The organism is Amycolatopsis sp., from assembly GCF_036008905.1.
In the GTDB taxonomy this organism is placed as follows: domain Bacteria; phylum Actinomycetota; class Actinomycetes; order Mycobacteriales; family Pseudonocardiaceae; genus Amycolatopsis.
Genome location: NZ_DASYMU010000207.1, coordinates 1 through 14,845 on the forward strand (window position 1 = coordinate 1; position 14,845 = coordinate 14,845).

General features: G+C 67.5%; 16 protein-coding genes and 1 riboswitch. Of the genes, 3 read left to right on the top strand and 13 right to left on the bottom strand.

Going from position 1 to position 14,845, the window contains the following annotated elements; genetic code table 11:
• The 12 genes from VGP60_RS33300 to VGP60_RS33355 form a co-directional block, all read right to left on the bottom strand.
• Nucleotides 1–281, bottom strand: a 281-nt coding sequence (locus VGP60_RS33300) for a sodium:solute symporter family transporter (protein ID WP_414640445.1), incomplete at its 3' end; no start/stop codon positions are given.
• Nucleotides 278–628 carry a DUF485 domain-containing protein gene (locus VGP60_RS33305; protein ID WP_414640446.1) on the bottom strand — a complete coding sequence of 117 codons (351 nt, stop codon included), beginning with the start codon at nt 626–628 and terminating at the stop codon, nt 278–280. The genes VGP60_RS33300 and VGP60_RS33305, both read right to left, overlap by 4 nt.
• Nucleotides 629–735: 107 nt before the next feature.
• The gene (locus tag VGP60_RS33310; protein WP_327552143.1) at nt 736–2,490 is read right to left on the bottom strand and encodes a cation acetate symporter; all 1,755 of its coding nucleotides are present in this window, start codon (nt 2,488–2,490) and stop codon (nt 736–738) included.
• A complete protein-coding gene (locus VGP60_RS33315) occupies nt 2,490–2,840 on the bottom strand; it encodes a hypothetical protein (protein WP_327552144.1) in 351 nt (116 codons plus the stop codon). The genes VGP60_RS33310 and VGP60_RS33315 overlap by 1 nt, the downstream gene beginning before the upstream one ends.
• An 11-nt stretch (nt 2,841–2,851) precedes the next feature.
• Entirely contained in the window at nt 2,852–3,631 is a 780-nt protein-coding gene (locus VGP60_RS33320; protein ID WP_327552145.1) for a LytTR family DNA-binding domain-containing protein, read from the bottom strand.
• Nucleotides 3,628–4,710 carry a sensor histidine kinase gene (locus VGP60_RS33325; protein WP_327552146.1) on the bottom strand — a complete coding sequence of 361 codons (1,083 nt, stop codon included), beginning with the start codon at nt 4,708–4,710 and terminating at the stop codon, nt 3,628–3,630. Before VGP60_RS33325 ends, VGP60_RS33320 begins: the two co-directional genes overlap by 4 nt.
• 84 nt (nt 4,711–4,794) lie before the next feature.
• Nucleotides 4,795–5,799, bottom strand: a complete 1,005-nt coding sequence (locus VGP60_RS33330; protein ID WP_327552147.1) for an ABC transporter substrate-binding protein — start codon at nt 5,797–5,799, stop codon at nt 4,795–4,797.
• Between the two features lie 25 nt (nt 5,800–5,824).
• Nucleotides 5,825–6,871 carry an ABC transporter permease gene (locus VGP60_RS33335; RefSeq protein WP_327552148.1) on the bottom strand — a complete coding sequence of 349 codons (1,047 nt, stop codon included), beginning with the start codon at nt 6,869–6,871 and terminating at the stop codon, nt 5,825–5,827.
• Nucleotides 6,868–7,635: an ATP-binding cassette domain-containing protein gene (locus tag VGP60_RS33340; RefSeq protein WP_327552149.1), complete on the bottom strand. Its 768-nt coding sequence runs from the start codon at nt 7,633–7,635 to the stop codon at nt 6,868–6,870. Before VGP60_RS33340 ends, VGP60_RS33335 begins: the two co-directional genes overlap by 4 nt.
• Nucleotides 7,628–8,683: a class I mannose-6-phosphate isomerase gene (locus VGP60_RS33345; RefSeq protein WP_327552150.1), complete on the bottom strand. Its 1,056-nt coding sequence runs from the start codon at nt 8,681–8,683 to the stop codon at nt 7,628–7,630. The genes VGP60_RS33340 and VGP60_RS33345 overlap by 8 nt, the downstream gene beginning before the upstream one ends.
• Complete coding sequence (locus tag VGP60_RS33350) at nt 8,680–9,663, bottom strand: LacI family DNA-binding transcriptional regulator (RefSeq protein WP_327552151.1); 984 nt, start codon at nt 9,661–9,663, stop codon at nt 8,680–8,682. Before VGP60_RS33350 ends, VGP60_RS33345 begins: the two co-directional genes overlap by 4 nt.
• 554 nt (nt 9,664–10,217) lie before the next feature.
• Nucleotides 10,218–11,564 (bottom strand): purine-cytosine permease family protein, encoded by a 1,347-nt coding sequence (locus VGP60_RS33355; RefSeq protein ID WP_327552152.1) that lies wholly within the window; start codon nt 11,562–11,564, stop codon nt 10,218–10,220.
• A riboswitch (TPP riboswitch) is annotated at nt 11,555–11,667 on the bottom strand. (Overlaps the previous gene by 10 nt.)
• A gap of 45 nt (nt 11,668–11,712) precedes the next feature.
• Between VGP60_RS33355 and VGP60_RS33360 the strand changes: the two genes are divergently transcribed.
• The 3 genes from VGP60_RS33360 to VGP60_RS33370 all read left to right on the top strand — a co-directional run bounded on the left by VGP60_RS33360 (nt 11,713) and on the right by VGP60_RS33370 (nt 14,232).
• On the top strand, nt 11,713–12,615 hold the full coding sequence (locus tag VGP60_RS33360) for an ABC transporter ATP-binding protein (protein ID WP_327552153.1): 903 nt from the start codon (nt 11,713–11,715) through the stop codon (nt 12,613–12,615).
• Nucleotides 12,612–13,682, top strand: coding sequence for an ABC transporter permease (locus VGP60_RS33365; RefSeq protein WP_327552154.1), 1,071 nt, complete (start codon nt 12,612–12,614; stop codon nt 13,680–13,682). The genes VGP60_RS33360 and VGP60_RS33365 overlap by 4 nt, the downstream gene beginning before the upstream one ends.
• A 187-nt stretch (nt 13,683–13,869) precedes the next feature.
• A complete protein-coding gene (locus VGP60_RS33370; RefSeq protein ID WP_327552155.1) occupies nt 13,870–14,232 on the top strand; it encodes a DUF3817 domain-containing protein in 363 nt (120 codons plus the stop codon).
• 65 nt (nt 14,233–14,297) lie between these two features.
• Here VGP60_RS33370 and VGP60_RS33375 read toward each other — a convergent pair whose 3' ends face one another.
• Nucleotides 14,298–14,798 carry a MarR family transcriptional regulator gene (locus VGP60_RS33375; protein WP_327552156.1) on the bottom strand — a complete coding sequence of 167 codons (501 nt, stop codon included), beginning with the start codon at nt 14,796–14,798 and terminating at the stop codon, nt 14,298–14,300.
• Between the last annotated feature and the right edge of the window lie 47 nt (nt 14,799–14,845).

Genomic DNA, 14,845 nt, shown 5'->3' on the forward strand with positions numbered 1-14,845 from the left:
GCCACCAGGAAGCCGATCGAATAGAGGAAACCGTCGTACCCGTAGATCGCGATGGCCCCGGCGATCCCCAGGAACGAGGCCGCCGAGAGGTAATCGCCGGAAATCGCGATGCCGTTCTGCGGACCGGTGAAGGCTCGCCCGGCGGCGTAGTAGTCCGACGCGGTCTTGCTGTTGCGGCTGGCCCGGAACACGATCACCAGGGTGATCGCGACGAACACCGCGAAAATGCTGATGTTGAGGGCCGGATTACTGCCTTCGACTCCGGCGGCGATGTTGATCATTTGGCCACTCCCTCGAGATCCTCACGGATCTTCTCCGCGATCGGGTCGAGTTTCCGGTTCGCGTAACGGACGTAGAGCCCGGTGATCACGAAGGTCGAGACGAACTGGAGCAGCCCGAAGATCAGGCCGATGTTGATATTGCCGACCACCTTCGTGGACATGAAGCCGTGCGCGTAGTCCGCCAGCAGCACGTACAGCAGGTACCACAGCAGGAACAGGGCGGTCATGGGGAAGACGAAGCGGCGCAGCCTGGACCGCAGTTGCTGGAATTCGGCGCTGTTGTGCGCCTCTTCCCACACGTCTACCGGCGGGCCGTCGCCGGGAGATTCCTGCTCCGTGAGACTCACGGGGCCTCCTCGTTGAGTGGAACGAATGTGTTCCGCGCCACGTTAGGGAGACCAGGTCGAAGTGGAAACAGTCCAAAGTTCAAACGTCGGCCGCTGCGACGAACGGTTTACGAACGGCGCCCGAACCATGACGAACGGACGGGCGCTGGGCCGATCGGCCCAGCGACGGGCAGGCGCCTCGACTGTCCGAAAAGGTGGTTGCCTTCGTCGAGGTGGAGCCGCAGCATGGCCGCCCGCGACCACGGCGGCGGCCGGCCGCGCAGCGACACCACGATCATGATCGCGAACGCGAGCGGCACTGTCCAGGGCGCGGGCTGCGCGATCAGGATCGACAGCCAGCCGTCGAACCCGGGGTCGAGCAACGCGGTGATGATCGAGCCCGATGACGACAGCAGCCCCGCGAGCACCCCGCTGATCGCCCCGGCGGCCGTCAGCCGCGGCCACCAGATGCCCAGCACCAGCAGCGGGCAGAACGTCGACGCCGCCACGGTGAAGCCCCAGGTCACCAGGATCCCGGCGTCGATGCGGGTCGACGGCAACGCGAGCAGCACCATGACCGCGGCCGCGACGACGACCGTCACGCGCAGGCGGCGCAGGCCGCCGGGCATCAGGTCGTGCGCGATGGCGCCGGACACCACGAGCAGCAGGCCCAGCGACGTCGCCAGGAACGCGGCGAACGCGCCCGCGGTGAGCAACGCGGTGAACGTCGTCCCCGCCGGGCCGGTGTCGACCTGCGCCGGGAGCGCGACGACGACCGTGTCCGTGGCGCCGGAGAGGTAGAGCTCGGGCACCAGAACCCGGCCGAGCACGCCGTAAACGCCTGGGAAGAAATAGAAAACGCTCAGCAGCGCGACAGTGATCGCGGCCGTCTTGCGCGCGGCGCGGCCGTCGGGGCTGGTGTGGAAGCGCATCAGGACATGCGGCAGGCCCATCGTGCCGAGCATGGTCGCGATCAGCACCGCCCACGTCCCGAGCAGCGGATAGCCGCCGTCTTCCAGGTTCAGCAGCGGGCGCTGCCAACCTTGTCCGCCCAGCGGCGCGCCGCCGCGAACCCCGGGCACCGGTGAACCTTCGAGGAAGGTCAGCGTCTGGCCGCCGGACATCGTCAACTCGCCCGGCGGCACGGTGGTCGGGGTGCCGTCAGGGCCGCGGATTCCGGTCGGCTCACGGAGTTCCATCGTCACGTCGACTTCGAAGTCGACCGGGGTTTCGCGCGCGAAATGCGTGAACTCCACCGGATGCACGGCGTCGAACCGCACGGAAGCGTTGACGTGCACCACGAGCCAGATCGCCGGGACGATGAAAAGCAGCAGCTTCAACACGAACTGGAACGCCTGCACGTAGGTCGCCGCGCGCATCCCGCCGAGCGCGAGCGTGACGCTGACGGCCGTCCCGGCGATCACCACACCGACCCAATACGGCGTGTTGCTGACCGCGCTGAGCACCAAACCCGCTGTCCGGAACTGCGGTACGAGATACAGCGTCCCGATGACGAGCACGACCAGCGCGGCGAGTCTTCTCAGCGTGGGCGAGGCCAGCCGGGCTTCGGCGAAGTCGGGCACGGTGAGCGCGCCGGAGCGGCGCATCGGCGCGGCGACGAGCACGAGCATCGCGATGTACCCGGCGGTGAACCCGACCGGATACCACAGCGCGCCCATGCCGTCCTTGACGACAAGTCCCGCCACGCCAAGGAAAGAAGCCGCCGAGAGGTACTCGCCCGACACCGCCGCCGAGTTCAGCAGCGGTGAGATCCGGCGTGAAGCGACGAGGAAGTCCGACGTCGTGCGCATCGCCGCGACCCCGCGCAACCCGATCAGCAGAGTCACCAGCACCACCGGCGCCACCGCCCATACGGCGACCATCAGCGGTCCTCGATACGTTCCGCCCGGCGCAGCTGCCACCACGCGATCGCCACCATCGCCGGATACGGCAGGACGGCCAGCATGAGCCAGGACACCGGAATTCCCAGCAGCCGCAAGCCGTCCAGCGCCGGCCAGACCGAGAACACCAGGGGCAGACCGAGTAAGAGGCCGAACATGAAGACGAGCGCGAGCACACCCTTGCTTCGCTGGGCGCGATACAGGGCCAGCGCGCGCTCGGCGTCGTCAGGATGTAGCTGCGGGACGCGCCAACGCCCACGCGCGCGGCGGCGGGAATGCGCGAGCCGGGTCTGCGGGCTCATCACCGCGACGCGTTTGGGCGTCTTGCTCATCGGGGCACACCCTAGTTCTGCCGGTCCAGCTGCCCGCGCTGGGCGGCGCGCAACAGGTGTTCGCGGAGTTCGCGGGAGTGACGGCGGCTCACCGGGACGTCACCGAGGTCGGTATGCGCCAGCAGCCCGCCCGCCGAGTCGCTGCGCAGCTCGCGGACCGCGCTCAGCGCCACCAGGAAACCGCGGTGCACGCGGACGAATCCCGTGCCCTCCCAATACTCTTCGAGCCGGGAGATCGGCATCCGCACCAGATGCACGCCGGATTCGGTGTGCAGGCGGACGTAGTCGCCGTGGGCTTCGACGAACTGGACGTCACTGCGCCGGACGTACCGCGTCCGCCCGCCCGACTCGACGGGCAGCGCGGACATCGCGTCGGGCAGCGGTTGTTTAGGCAGGCCAACGGCTTTACCGGCGGCGACCATCCGCGTCACCTTGGCCAGCGCGGCCGAAAGACGCTCCGCGCGGACCGGTTTGAGGAGGTAGTCGACCGCGCCGATGCCGTACGCCGCGACGGCGTGACCGTCGTACGCGGTGACGAACACGATCACCGGCGGTTCGCTCAGCTTCGCCAGCAGGGAGGCGAGTTCGAGGCCGTCGAGGCCGGGCATGGAGATGTCGAGGAACACCGCGTCGAACCGCTCGGCCTGGATGATCTTGAGCGCGCTCAGCGGGTCTCCGGCTCCGGCCACTTCGGCGACCTCGGGTGCTTCGCGGAGCAGGCGGCACAGTTCCTCCAGCGCCGGCGGGACGTCGTCGACAGCGAGCACACGAAGGCCCTTGGGTGCGGTCACTGTGGCATCACTCCCGGCTGGAATCGGGGCACCCGGACAACGACCCTGGTGCCGGCGCCGACCTCGGTCTCCACCACGAGACCGAACCATGGCCCGTACACACTACGCAGCCGACGGTCCACATTGGCCAGACCCACACTGCCCGCGTCACCGCGTCCGGCGAGAATGGCCTTGGCCTTCTCCGGTTCCATGCCGACGCCGTCGTCCTCCACGCTGATGACGCACTCGTTGCCCTCGGCTTCGCCGCGGACCTGCACAAGCCCCGCGCCCGACCGTGGCTCGATCCCGTGGCGGATGGCGTTCTCGACCAGCGGCTCGAGCACGAGGTAGGGCACGGCGACAGCGAGCACCTCGGGAGCGACGCGGACCTGCACCTGAAGCCGTTCGCCGAGTACGGCCCGCTGCAGCGCGAGGTAGGTCTCGATGGCGTGGAACTCGTCGGAAAGCATCGTGTACTCGCCGTGGCGGGCGAGGCTGTAGCGGGTGTAGTCGGCGAAGTCGAGCATCAGGTCACGGGCGCGGTCGGGGTCGGACTTGACCTGCGAGGCGATGACGGTGAGCGCGTTGTAGACGAAATGCGGGGAGATCTCGGCTCGGAGTGCCCTGAGCTCAGCCTGCGCGGCTTGGTCGGCCGACGCTTCGAGACGCCCACGTTCGAGCGCGTGGACGACGAGCGCGGTGGCTTCCTTGGCGGCGGCCATCTTGGCGTCGCCGGAGATGACGAGCACGCCTGCCAGCTCGTCGTTGACGTGCAAGGGGAGTGCGACGAGTGGTGGCCTGCCGCTGGGTGCTTCGGTGTGGAGGACCTCCTCGAGCAGCGCCGCCGTCGCCGCGTCTGCCGACGGCTGGCCGGACCACATCGTGGCCCCGGACAGATCCGCCATCCCCAGCCCCTGCACCCCGAGCAGGTGCCTCAACGCCTTGACCGCCCTGCGGGCCCTAGGCCCCGCCAACCCGTCATTCAAGTCCTCGGAAATGTTCCTCGCGGCACTCAGCGTCTCCGTCGGATCCACGCGCGCCGAACCCCGCCACGGCTTGAACCGGCCAGGGCGCACCCGATCCTCGTCGACGGGAACCATGCGCCGATCCTATGGGGTCGTGAGTGCGTAACAGTGTTAGAACACTGTTACGCACTCACGAGGGGTGCTGGGTCGGGAGGTGCCTCAGCAGCTTTGCTTGTAGAAGTACTGGGCGTTGGCGTCGAGGTTGTCCTTGGTGATGGAGTGCAGGCCCGCGAGGATGTTGCGGGTCACGGGCTTGCCTTCCAGCGCGGCCACCGCCTGCTGGACGCCCTGCTGGCCGATGGCGGTCGGGTCCTGGGCGATCAGGGCCTGGTACTCGCCCTTGCGCAGGCCATCCACTTCGGACGGGCTGGCGTCGAAGCCGACGAGGTTGACCTGCCCGACCTTGCCGCTGTTCCGCAGCCCGGTCGCCGCGCCTTCACCGGTGTTCAGGTTGGTCGCGAAGATGCCGACGAGGTCCGGCGTGGACGCGATCGCGGCGGTCACCTTCGACGCGGCCTGGTCGGGCTCGTTCTGGGTGAACTGGATCCCGGCCGACTTCAGGTTCGGGTACGCCGCCAGCGCTTCTTCGAAGCCCTTCGCACGGGCGTTGGTCGTCGACGTCCCGGCGATGGTGTCCAGCACGAGCACCGAGCCCGGCTTGCTGCCGACCAGTTTCGCCAGCGTCTCGGCCGCCAGCTTGCCGCCGGCCGCGTTGTCCGAGGAGATCGACGACGCCGCGACGCTGGTGTCCGTCAGCGCGGTGTCGACCTCGATGATCTTCGCGCCGCGGTTCTTGACCTGCTGGATCGGCGTGAGCATGGCGTCGGCGTCGGTCGGCGCGATGAGCAGCGCGGCCGGCGGGTTCGAGCCCAGCGCGTTGACGATCGAGGTCTGCATGGCCGCGTCGAACTTCTGTGGTGCCTGGGTGTTGATCTCGTAGCCGGACTTCTTCGCCTCGGCTTCGGCACCGCACTGCATCGAGATGTAGAACGGCTCGGCCTGGACACCGGGAACCAGCGTCAGCTTCTTGGTGTTCTGCGCGGGCTGGCCGGAGTCGCTTTGCCCGACCGTGCCGGACCCGCAGGCGGTCAACAGAGCCGCCGCACCGAACACAGTGACATTCCTTAAAAGCGAAAGATTAAGAGCTTTATTGATCAACTTCATGAGCACTCCTTTGTGCTGAGAGGAATTACCTCGAATTGCGCTGACGGCGGCGCCGCTGGTCGAACCACACCGCGGCGATCAGCACCGCGCCGACCGCGATCATCTGCCAGAAGTCCTGCACATGCGTGATGTTGAAGCCCTTCTTCAACACCGCCGGGATGAACACGCCGATCACCGTGCCGAGGATCGAGCCGACCCCGCCGAACAGGCTGGTCCCGCCCATCACCGTCGCCGCGATCGCGTTGAGGTTGTCCGTGGTGTGCGCCGAAATCGTCGTCGACGCGTAGTACGCCAGCGACATGAACCCCGCGACCCCGGCCAGGAAACCGGTGAGCACGTAGATCTTCAGCAGATGCGCGGTCACCCGGATCCCCGAGCGCCGCGCGGCCTCGGCGTTGGAGCCGACGGCGAAGGTGTAGCGCCCGAACTTGGTGGTGTGCAACAGCCACGCGCAGACCAGCGTGATCACCACGGCCACCAGGACCAGGTTGGGAATGCCGCCGAACGACGTGCCGTAGCCGAGTGTCGTGTTGAGTTCACGCGGCACGCTGCGGACGTCGGAACCGTTGTTGAGCAGGTACGCCGCCCCGAGCGCGGCACCCATCGTGCCGAGCGTGACGATCAGCGGCGGGATCTTGGCGACGGCGATCAGGAACCCGTTGAGCAGGCCCCAAGCCGTCCCGGCCACGACAGCGGCGACGAGACCGGCGAAGATCACGCCCCAGCCCGCTGTGCTCGCGTTTCCGTTGGGACTCAAGCCTTCCATCGTCTTCCCGGCGACCATGCCGGCGAAGATGAGGACCGAGCCCACCGACAGGTCGATGCCGGAGGTGATGATCACGAAGGTCATCCCGACCGAGAGCACCAGCAGTACCGAGGTCTCGATCAGCAGTGTCTGGAAGGTGAACACGGTCGCGAACTCGTTCGGCGCCATCGCGGTGAACACCACGATCAACGCCAGCAGTACCAGTGCGATCCAGAAGGTGTTCGCGCCGACGAGCCGCTTTCCCAGCGGCCGCTTGCCGAACCCTTCCGCGGGAGTGGACTGGACTTCGGGAGACGCTGTGCTCATGCCGCCTCCTCCTGGACGAGCGCGCCGGTCATCGCGGCGACGAGGTCTTCGAGCTTGGTGTCCTCGGTCTTGAAGCGGGCGACCCGTTTGCCGAGCCGCAGCACCTCGATACGGTCCGCGACGGACAGGACCTCGGGCATGTTGTGGCTGATCAGCACCACCGCGATCCCCCGGTCCCGCACCTTCTTGATGACGTCCAGCACGCGCTCGCGCTGTACGACACCGAGCGCGGCCGTCGGCTCGTCCATGAACACGACCTTGCTGGCCCACACCACGGACCTGGCCACCGCGACACTCTGCCGCTGCCCGCCGGACAGCGAACCGATCGGCACGTCCGTGCTCTGCAACGTGACGCCGAGCCGCTGGAACTCCTCCACCGCGCGGCGGCGCATCTCGGCCTTGTCCAGCATGCCGAGCTTGCCGAGGATCCCCTTGCGGTGCAGTTCCCGGCCGAGGAACAGGTTCGCCGCCGGGTCGAGTTCCGGTGCGACGGCGAGATCCTGGTACACCGTTTCGATGCCGAGACGACGTGCCGTGGTCGGCGAGTCCAAATTGGCCGGTTCGCCGTCGAGCAGGATCGTGCCCGAACTGGGCTGCTCCGCGCCGGACAGGCATTTGACCAAGGTGGACTTGCCGGCGCCGTTGTCACCGATCAGCGCGGTCACCTCGCCGGCGCGTGCCTGGAAGGACGCGCCACGCAAGGCTTCCACGGATCCGTAGTACTTGGTGAGGTTCTGCGCGTCGAGCAGAATGGCTTCACTCATGCGTACCCCTTTTTTCCGGTGCTGGTGGGCGGCAGCGGATGACCGTGAGGTCACCCTCCACAGTGGATTCGCCGGTGTCGAAGGGGACGACGAAGGTGTCGCCCTTGGTGAGCGCGTACTCGCCGCCGTGCTCCGTGCGCAGCGTTCCCGTGCCGTCCATGACCACGAGAACGGCGAATGACGGGTCGAGTGACAACGTTGTCCCCGTACCCAGAGGCTTGAGCTGATCCGCGCGGAAGAAGCCGTCGGACCCGTCGGCCAGCAGGTCGACGCTGGGGCTGTCGAGGCCGGCGGTGTGCTTGATGATCGTCTTGAGCCGGTCTTCGTCCCAGCCGGAGGTGTCGAGTGTTTCGATCGCCTTCTCGAAACCGAGCCCGAGATGACCCTTTTCGGGGCCGCTCAAGAAATCGCGCCATTCAAGCGTCAGTGAGAAGTCCGTCGGCTGCTGCAGTTCGACGACGAACACGCCCTCGCCGATCGCGTGCGGCAGCCCGGCCGGGATGTAGACCGTGTCGCCCGCCGCAACCGGAACGCTGTTGAGCGCACCCAGCATCGTGGGTGCGTCCTGGTCACGCGCCCACTCGTTCACGGTCTGCTTGCTCAGCGTCTCGCGGAAACCGGGGTACACGCGCGGGTCGTCGCCGTAGGTGCCGACCACGATCCACGCCTCGGTCTTGCCGAAATGCGAGTCGAAGTGCTGCTGTGCGAAGGCGTCCGTCGGGTGGAAGTGCACGGGAAGCCGCTGACCGGCGTCGAGCAGCTTGACCAGCAGGCCGGTCGAGTCACCGAGTGCGGCGACATGCTTCTCGCCGAGCCAGGCGCGCGGGTCGGCGCGGACGGCGTCGCGCAGCCACTCGCCGCCGGGCAGTTTGGTCAGCCCGTTGGTGTCCTGGCCGAACATCGTGGTGGCCGAGCCGACCCAGTCCTCCGGGCCGAACTTGCTTTCGGACTGCGACGCGCCGCGCAGGGCCGCGATGGCGTCGCCGCCGCGGTAGAACTGCGGAGGCTGGTTCGCCGGGAGCCGGATCGGTTCCAAGTGGTGGGTCACGGCGCGACCTCGCCGGAACCGCGCGCTACGAGATGCACTGGCAGAACTACCTTTCTGGGGGTGGATTGGTCTCCCTGGACACGGGCGAACAGCAGCTCCGCCGCCGCGTGCCCGAGTGCGCTGACGTCATGAGCCATGACGGTCACCGGCGGGTCCAGCAGATCGGCGAGTTCGAAGTCGTCGAAGCTGATCATCGCGGGTCGCTTGTCCGCGTGGGCCAGCGCGCGCAGCAGGTGCACGGCGACCCGGTTGTTTCCGGCGAGCACCGCTGTCGCGGGCTCGAGGCCGGAGAGCAGGGCGCTGACCGCGTCGCCGACGCTCGACGGGGTCGGCGTGCGCATGATGACCAGGCGCTCGTCGTAGAAGATCCCCGCCCGCGCGCAGCCCTCGCGGAAACCGCGCAGGCGCTCGCTGGCGGTGAAGATGTCCGCGCTGTCGGCGAGGAACGCGATCCGCCGGTGGCCGTGCTTCACCAGGTGCGTGACGGCTTCGACGGTCCCGCCGATGTTGTCGACGAGCACGGTGTCGGCCACGATGTCGCCGGCCGGGCGGTCGATGAAGACCACCGGCGTCCCCGCGCGCATCTCCGGCACGAGGTAGCCGTGCTGCATTCCGGCGGGCACGACGAGGATCCCGTCGACGCGCCGCGCGCAGAACTCCAGCGCTAGCTCGCGTTCGCGGTCCGAGTTCTCTTCCGATGACCCGGTCAGCACCTGGCGGCCGAACGAGGTCGCGATCCGTTCGACGGCCCGGTTGAGCTCCGAGTAGAACGGGTTGCCGACGTCCTCGACGATCAGGCCGATGGTCCCGGTGGTCGAGCCGCGGCGGAGGTTGCGCGCGCCGAGGTTCCGCCGGAAGCCGAGCTGCTCGATGGCCGCCATCACCCGCTCGGCGGTGTCGGGATGCACCGCGGGCTCGTCGTTGACGACCCGCGATACCGTTTTGATGCTCACGCCCGCCAGCCGGGCCACGTCACTCATCGTGGCCCGTCGGCTCGGAGCCTTGGGTGTCCCGTTCTGCCCGCCGTGTGGGCTATTGGGCGACAACGTTGTCATAGTGGCGCAGATTGCACACCAAACGGTCATGTCCTGTCAATGCCTTGGTGCGAAGAAGGCGGTTTTTCCCAGTTTTCGGAGTAATCGGACACGAGTAATCGTTTCCCGTCGGCGAACAGCGGTACGGCCGGTGGTGGCTGGCCTCTGGCTGGTACGGCTCAAAGCTGGTGGTTGCGGTCAGAGGCACGGCTAGAAGCCTGTGTTTATTGGCAGGCGCGCCATCAGGTTTGCGTGACCAGGGCGTGGCATGGGCAGGTCGCTTGCGATCGTGCCGGGGGCGCCCTGCTCCCGCAAACCTGGCCTTCGGCAAGCGCGCGCAATGAAGACTCCCGCCCGTTGGGCGGACGTGAGTCGCTGTGTCTGGGCTTAAAGCGGCGTGTGACCACCGTGGCCGTGCCTCCCGACCCAGCACCCCTCGTGAGTGGTTACGAGTGTTAGAACACTCGTTGCCACTCACGAGCCACGCTGGGTCGGAACGTTCAGCGGCGGCGGGGGAGGCGGCCGAGCAGCCAGGCCAGGACGGCGGCCGCGACGAACGAGAACAGCGACGCGCTCATCCACCCGGCCGGGGTGAAGTGCAGTGCCGAAGCCAGATCCACCCATGCCCGCGACCACCAACCGGCGTCGCCCGGGTGGATCAGCTGATACACCGCCAGGCCCAGCACCCAGGCCAGCAGCATCCGCCAGCGCGAGGGGGCCGTCTCCGACAGGTCCCAGGCCGCCGACGGGTCGCGGTGGCGGTTGCGGCCGAAGTAGTCCGCCGCGAGGACGCCGAACAGCGGCACGAACACCGAGCCGATCAGCACCAGGAAACCGGCGTACTGGCTGATGTCCATGGTCAGCGCGAGCACGGTCGTCACGATGCCGACCCCGACGGTCAGCACGCGGCGATCGGTGCGGGGCAACAGGTTCTGCAGCGAGACGCCGGTCGAGTAGGTGTCCGCGAAGGACTGGTCGGCTTCCCGCAGCACGATGACGCCGAGGAAGATCGCGCCGAGCGGGATGGCGAGGAACGGCTTGTACGGCTCGTCGAGTGTGCCCGCTTGGAGCAGCACCAGCAGACCCAGGGCGTAGCAGAGGATCTGCGCGAGGGAGTAGCCGAAGAACGCCGTCGAGAACGCCGCTTTGGTCGACTTCGCGTGCCGTGAGTAGTCCGACGCCAGCGGGATGAACGAGACGGCGACGGCGAGCGCGGCGTCGGTGCCGAGCCAGAAACCCTGCCAGGAACCGGCGTTGAGGTCGGGCACCGGCTGCCGCAGGATCTGCACGAACAGGTACACCAGCGAGATCGCGACCGCGATGGTCACGTACCGGCGCAGCAGGCGCACCGAGCCGAGCGGCCAGATCGTCATCGCGGTGGTGAGCGCGCCGGTGATCAGCACGTACAGCCACGCCGGGCCGCCGCCGAAGATCGCTTGCGCCCCTTGGGTTATCGCCAGCAGCTCGAAGGTGCCCCAGCCGATCAGCTGCAACACGTTGAGCACGGTCGGCACCGAGGAGAGCCGGGCACCGAACAGCCCGCGCAGCAGCACCATCGACGGCGCCTGCGTCTGCGCACCGGGAACGGCGGACAGCCCGAGCATCACGCTGCCGATGACCGTTCCGACCACAGTGGCCGCCAGCGCGGCCAGAAAGGACAGTGCCGGGGCACCGGCGGGCATCATGACGGTGGCGGCGCCGGTGAAGCCGAGCAGGCTCACCCCGAGATTGACCCAGAACGCGCCCTGGTCCAGGGTTCCGAGGCTCCGCGGGACCGGCCCGTCGAGCGTCTTGGAAACCTCGGTCTTGGAAACCTCGGCCACGCGTGCGGGCAAGTCAGTACTCACTTGAAGCTCCCTACGCCGGCATTACCCGGTCAGGTTCAAGCGGTCGACGGCGGAATATAGCCGTCCTCTCAGCCCGTTCACCCGAGCTCCCGCGATGGATTCCAGAAGTAGCATACGGGCGGTGTCCAGTGGCGATAGCGTTCCCGCCATGGGAACAGCGCTCGCCGTGGACGACATCCACATGACCTATGGCGAATTGCGCGCGGTCAACGGTGTTTCGTTCACCGTGTCCGAGGGGGAGTTCTTCGGCATCCTCGGACCGAATGGCGCGGGCAAGACGACCACTTTGGAGATAGCGGAAGGGCTCCGGGAGCCGGTTTCCGGGTCCGTCCTGCTGCTGGGGGAATCACCATGGCCGCGGAACATGCGGCTGCTGCCCAAAATCGGGGTGCAGCTGCAGGCGTCGGCCTTCTTCGAAAAACTGACAGCGCGTGAGCAGTTGCAGACGTTCGGTGCGCTTTACGGGGTGAAATCCCAGCGGGTGAACGAAATGCTCGAGCTGGTCGGCCTGACCGACAAGGCGAGCACGCCCGAAGCGAAGCTCTCCGGCGGACAGCGTCAGCGGCTTTCGATCGCCTGCGCGCTGGTCCACGACCCGGACATCGTCTTCCTCGACGAGCCCACCGCGGCACTCGACCCGCAGGCCCGGCGCAACCTCTGGGACGTGCTGCGCGAGATCCAGGCCCGCGGCAAGACCATCGTCTACACCACGCACTACCTCGACGAGGCCGAAATCCTGTGCGACCGCGTCGCGATCATGGACAACGGCAAGATCCTCGCGATGGACACCCCGGCGCGCCTGGTGCGTGACCTCGACGCCGCCACCCGCGTGATCCTCGAGCGCGGCTCGCTGGCCGCCGCCGACGCCAAGGCGCTGCCCGGTGCCGAGGAGGTCACCGAGGACGAGGTGTCGCTCACCATCTCCACCCACACCCCCGCGCCGCTGCTCTCCGCCCTCGCCGAGCGGGGCACGCTCGACGGGCTGCAGGTGCGCACGGCCACCCTCGAAGACGTCTTCCTCAATCTCACGGGCCGGGAGTACCGCGCATGAGTGCCTTGAAAGAGCGGACGCTCACGCCGTTCCAAAGCTTGGCGACAGCCGCCTACAAGGGCTTCATCCGCGACAAGGCGACGCTGTTCTTCACCTTCCTGTTCCCGCTGATGTTCCTGGTGATCTTCGGGCTCATCTTCGGCAACCAGGGCGCGTCGAAAACGGTCATCGGCGTGGTCGGCGACGGGCCGATCGCGCAGACGCTGGCGAAGCTGGACGCCGTCGAACTCAAGCACATCGACTCCGCCGAAGACGCGGCCGCGCAGGTCAAAGCGGGGGACATTCCGGCCTTCTTCGCCGAAAACGGCACGGCCGTCACCGTCCGGTTCGCCGCGAGCGACCAGGTCAAGGCCGGGACCGTGCTCGGGCTGCTCAACGGCGTGGTCAGCCAGGCCAACGTCGAGGCGACCGGCCAGCCGCCGCGGTTCTCGCTCGAAGCGGCACAGGTCGAGGACGTCTCGCTCAAGCCGATCCAGTACCTGACGCCGGGCCTGCTGTCCTGGGCCGCGTCGATCGCCGCCGTCTTCGGTGCGGCGCTGACCTTCGTCAGCTGGCGCAAGAAACAGGTCCTTCGACGGCTGCAGCTCGCGCCGGTGAAGCCGGTCACCGTGCTCGGTTCCCGCATCGTGGTCACCCTCGGGGTGGCGGTGGTGCAGGCGGCGGTGTTCATCGGCATCGCCCTGCTGCCGGTGTTCGGGCTCAAGCTCTCCGGGCAGTGGTGGCTGGCGATCCCGCTGCTGCTGATCGGCGCGCTCGCGTTCTTCTCCATCGGGATGCTCGTCGGCGCCTTCTGCAAGACCGAAGAAGCGGCCAGCGGTGCGGCGAACATCATCATCCTGCCGATGGCTTTCCTCTCCGGGAGTTTCTTCCCCGTCGACGGTTTGCCGGGCTGGCTGAAGGTCGTCTCCAACGTCTTCCCGATGAAGCACCTCAACACCGGGATGACCGACGTCATGGTGCGGGGTAAGGGAATCGAGGCGCTTTACCTCCCCGTCGGCGTGTTGCTCGGGTTCACCGTCGTGGTCGGTTTCATCGCCGCGCGGGTGTTCAAATGGGAGGACGATTAGCCGGGTCCGCCGGGGGCAGTGAGCATGATCACGACCCCCGGTGTTCCCGTGAGGGCCATCACGCATCACACTGGTAGCACAACGTCCGACAGCGCAGTTGAACGTCCACGGGAGTCCCTCGTGGACAGTGCTGATCGGGCGTTTTTCTGTGTCCAAGGCGCAGTTTGCCAAATTGTAGGAGGAAGTCGTGTCCAGCAAGGCCGCAGTTCTGTTCCGCGTGGCCGCAGTAGCCGAAGCCTTTTCCTGGGCCGGCTTGCTGATCGGGATGTTCTTCAAGTACGCCGTCGGAGCCGGCGAGGGTGGTGTGCCGGTGCTCGGCATGGTCCACGGCGTCGTGTTCGTCGCGTATGTGCTCGTGTCGCTCGCGGTCGCCAAGCCGCTCGCCTGGCGCCCGAAGACCCTCGTGCTGGCGCTGCTCTCCAGTCTGCCGCCGCTGTTCACCTGGGCCTTCGAGAAGTGGGCCCTGCGCTCCGGCAAGCTGGACGGCCCCTCTCGGCTGATCCACGGTGGTACCGGCCTCTTCGAGGCGAAGGTTCCCGTCACCGCTTGATTTCCTGAGCACGATGAGAAAGGCCCGCCACGGTTTCCCGTGGCGGGCCTTTTTTCGTCCTTGTCTCACTCCGTGAAATCGCCGGTTGCCTTGCGCACCTTGGTCAGCAGGTCGGTGAGCTGTTCGGTCTGCCTGTCCGTCAGCCCGGTGAGCCCGAAATCGATGGCGGTGACCGCTTCCGTGGCTTCTTCGCGGCGGCTGCGGCCCGCGTCGGTGATTTCGACGAGCGTGGTCCGGCGGTCGGTCGGATGCGGCACGCGCTTGACCAAACCGTCCTTCTCGAGTCTGTCGACGATGTTGGTCACACTGGTCGGGTGCAGCTGGAGGCGTTCACCCATCACGCGCATGGGGAGCGAGGCGCGCCGCGCGAACGTCAGCAGCACCAGTGCTTCGTAGCGGGCGAAGGTGAGGCCGTGGGGTTTCAGCGCATTGTCCACAGCGGACTGGATGATCTGCTGGACGCGCATGACGCCGGTGACGGCGGCCATGGTTCCGGAGGGGCCTATGCGGTCCTCCCACAGCTGCGCCGCGCGGGCGATGGGGTCGAACGGCAGCGGACGGCTCATGTCCGGAAAGTTACCAGCGGGTACCCGGTAAGTGCGGCAGGGTAGGC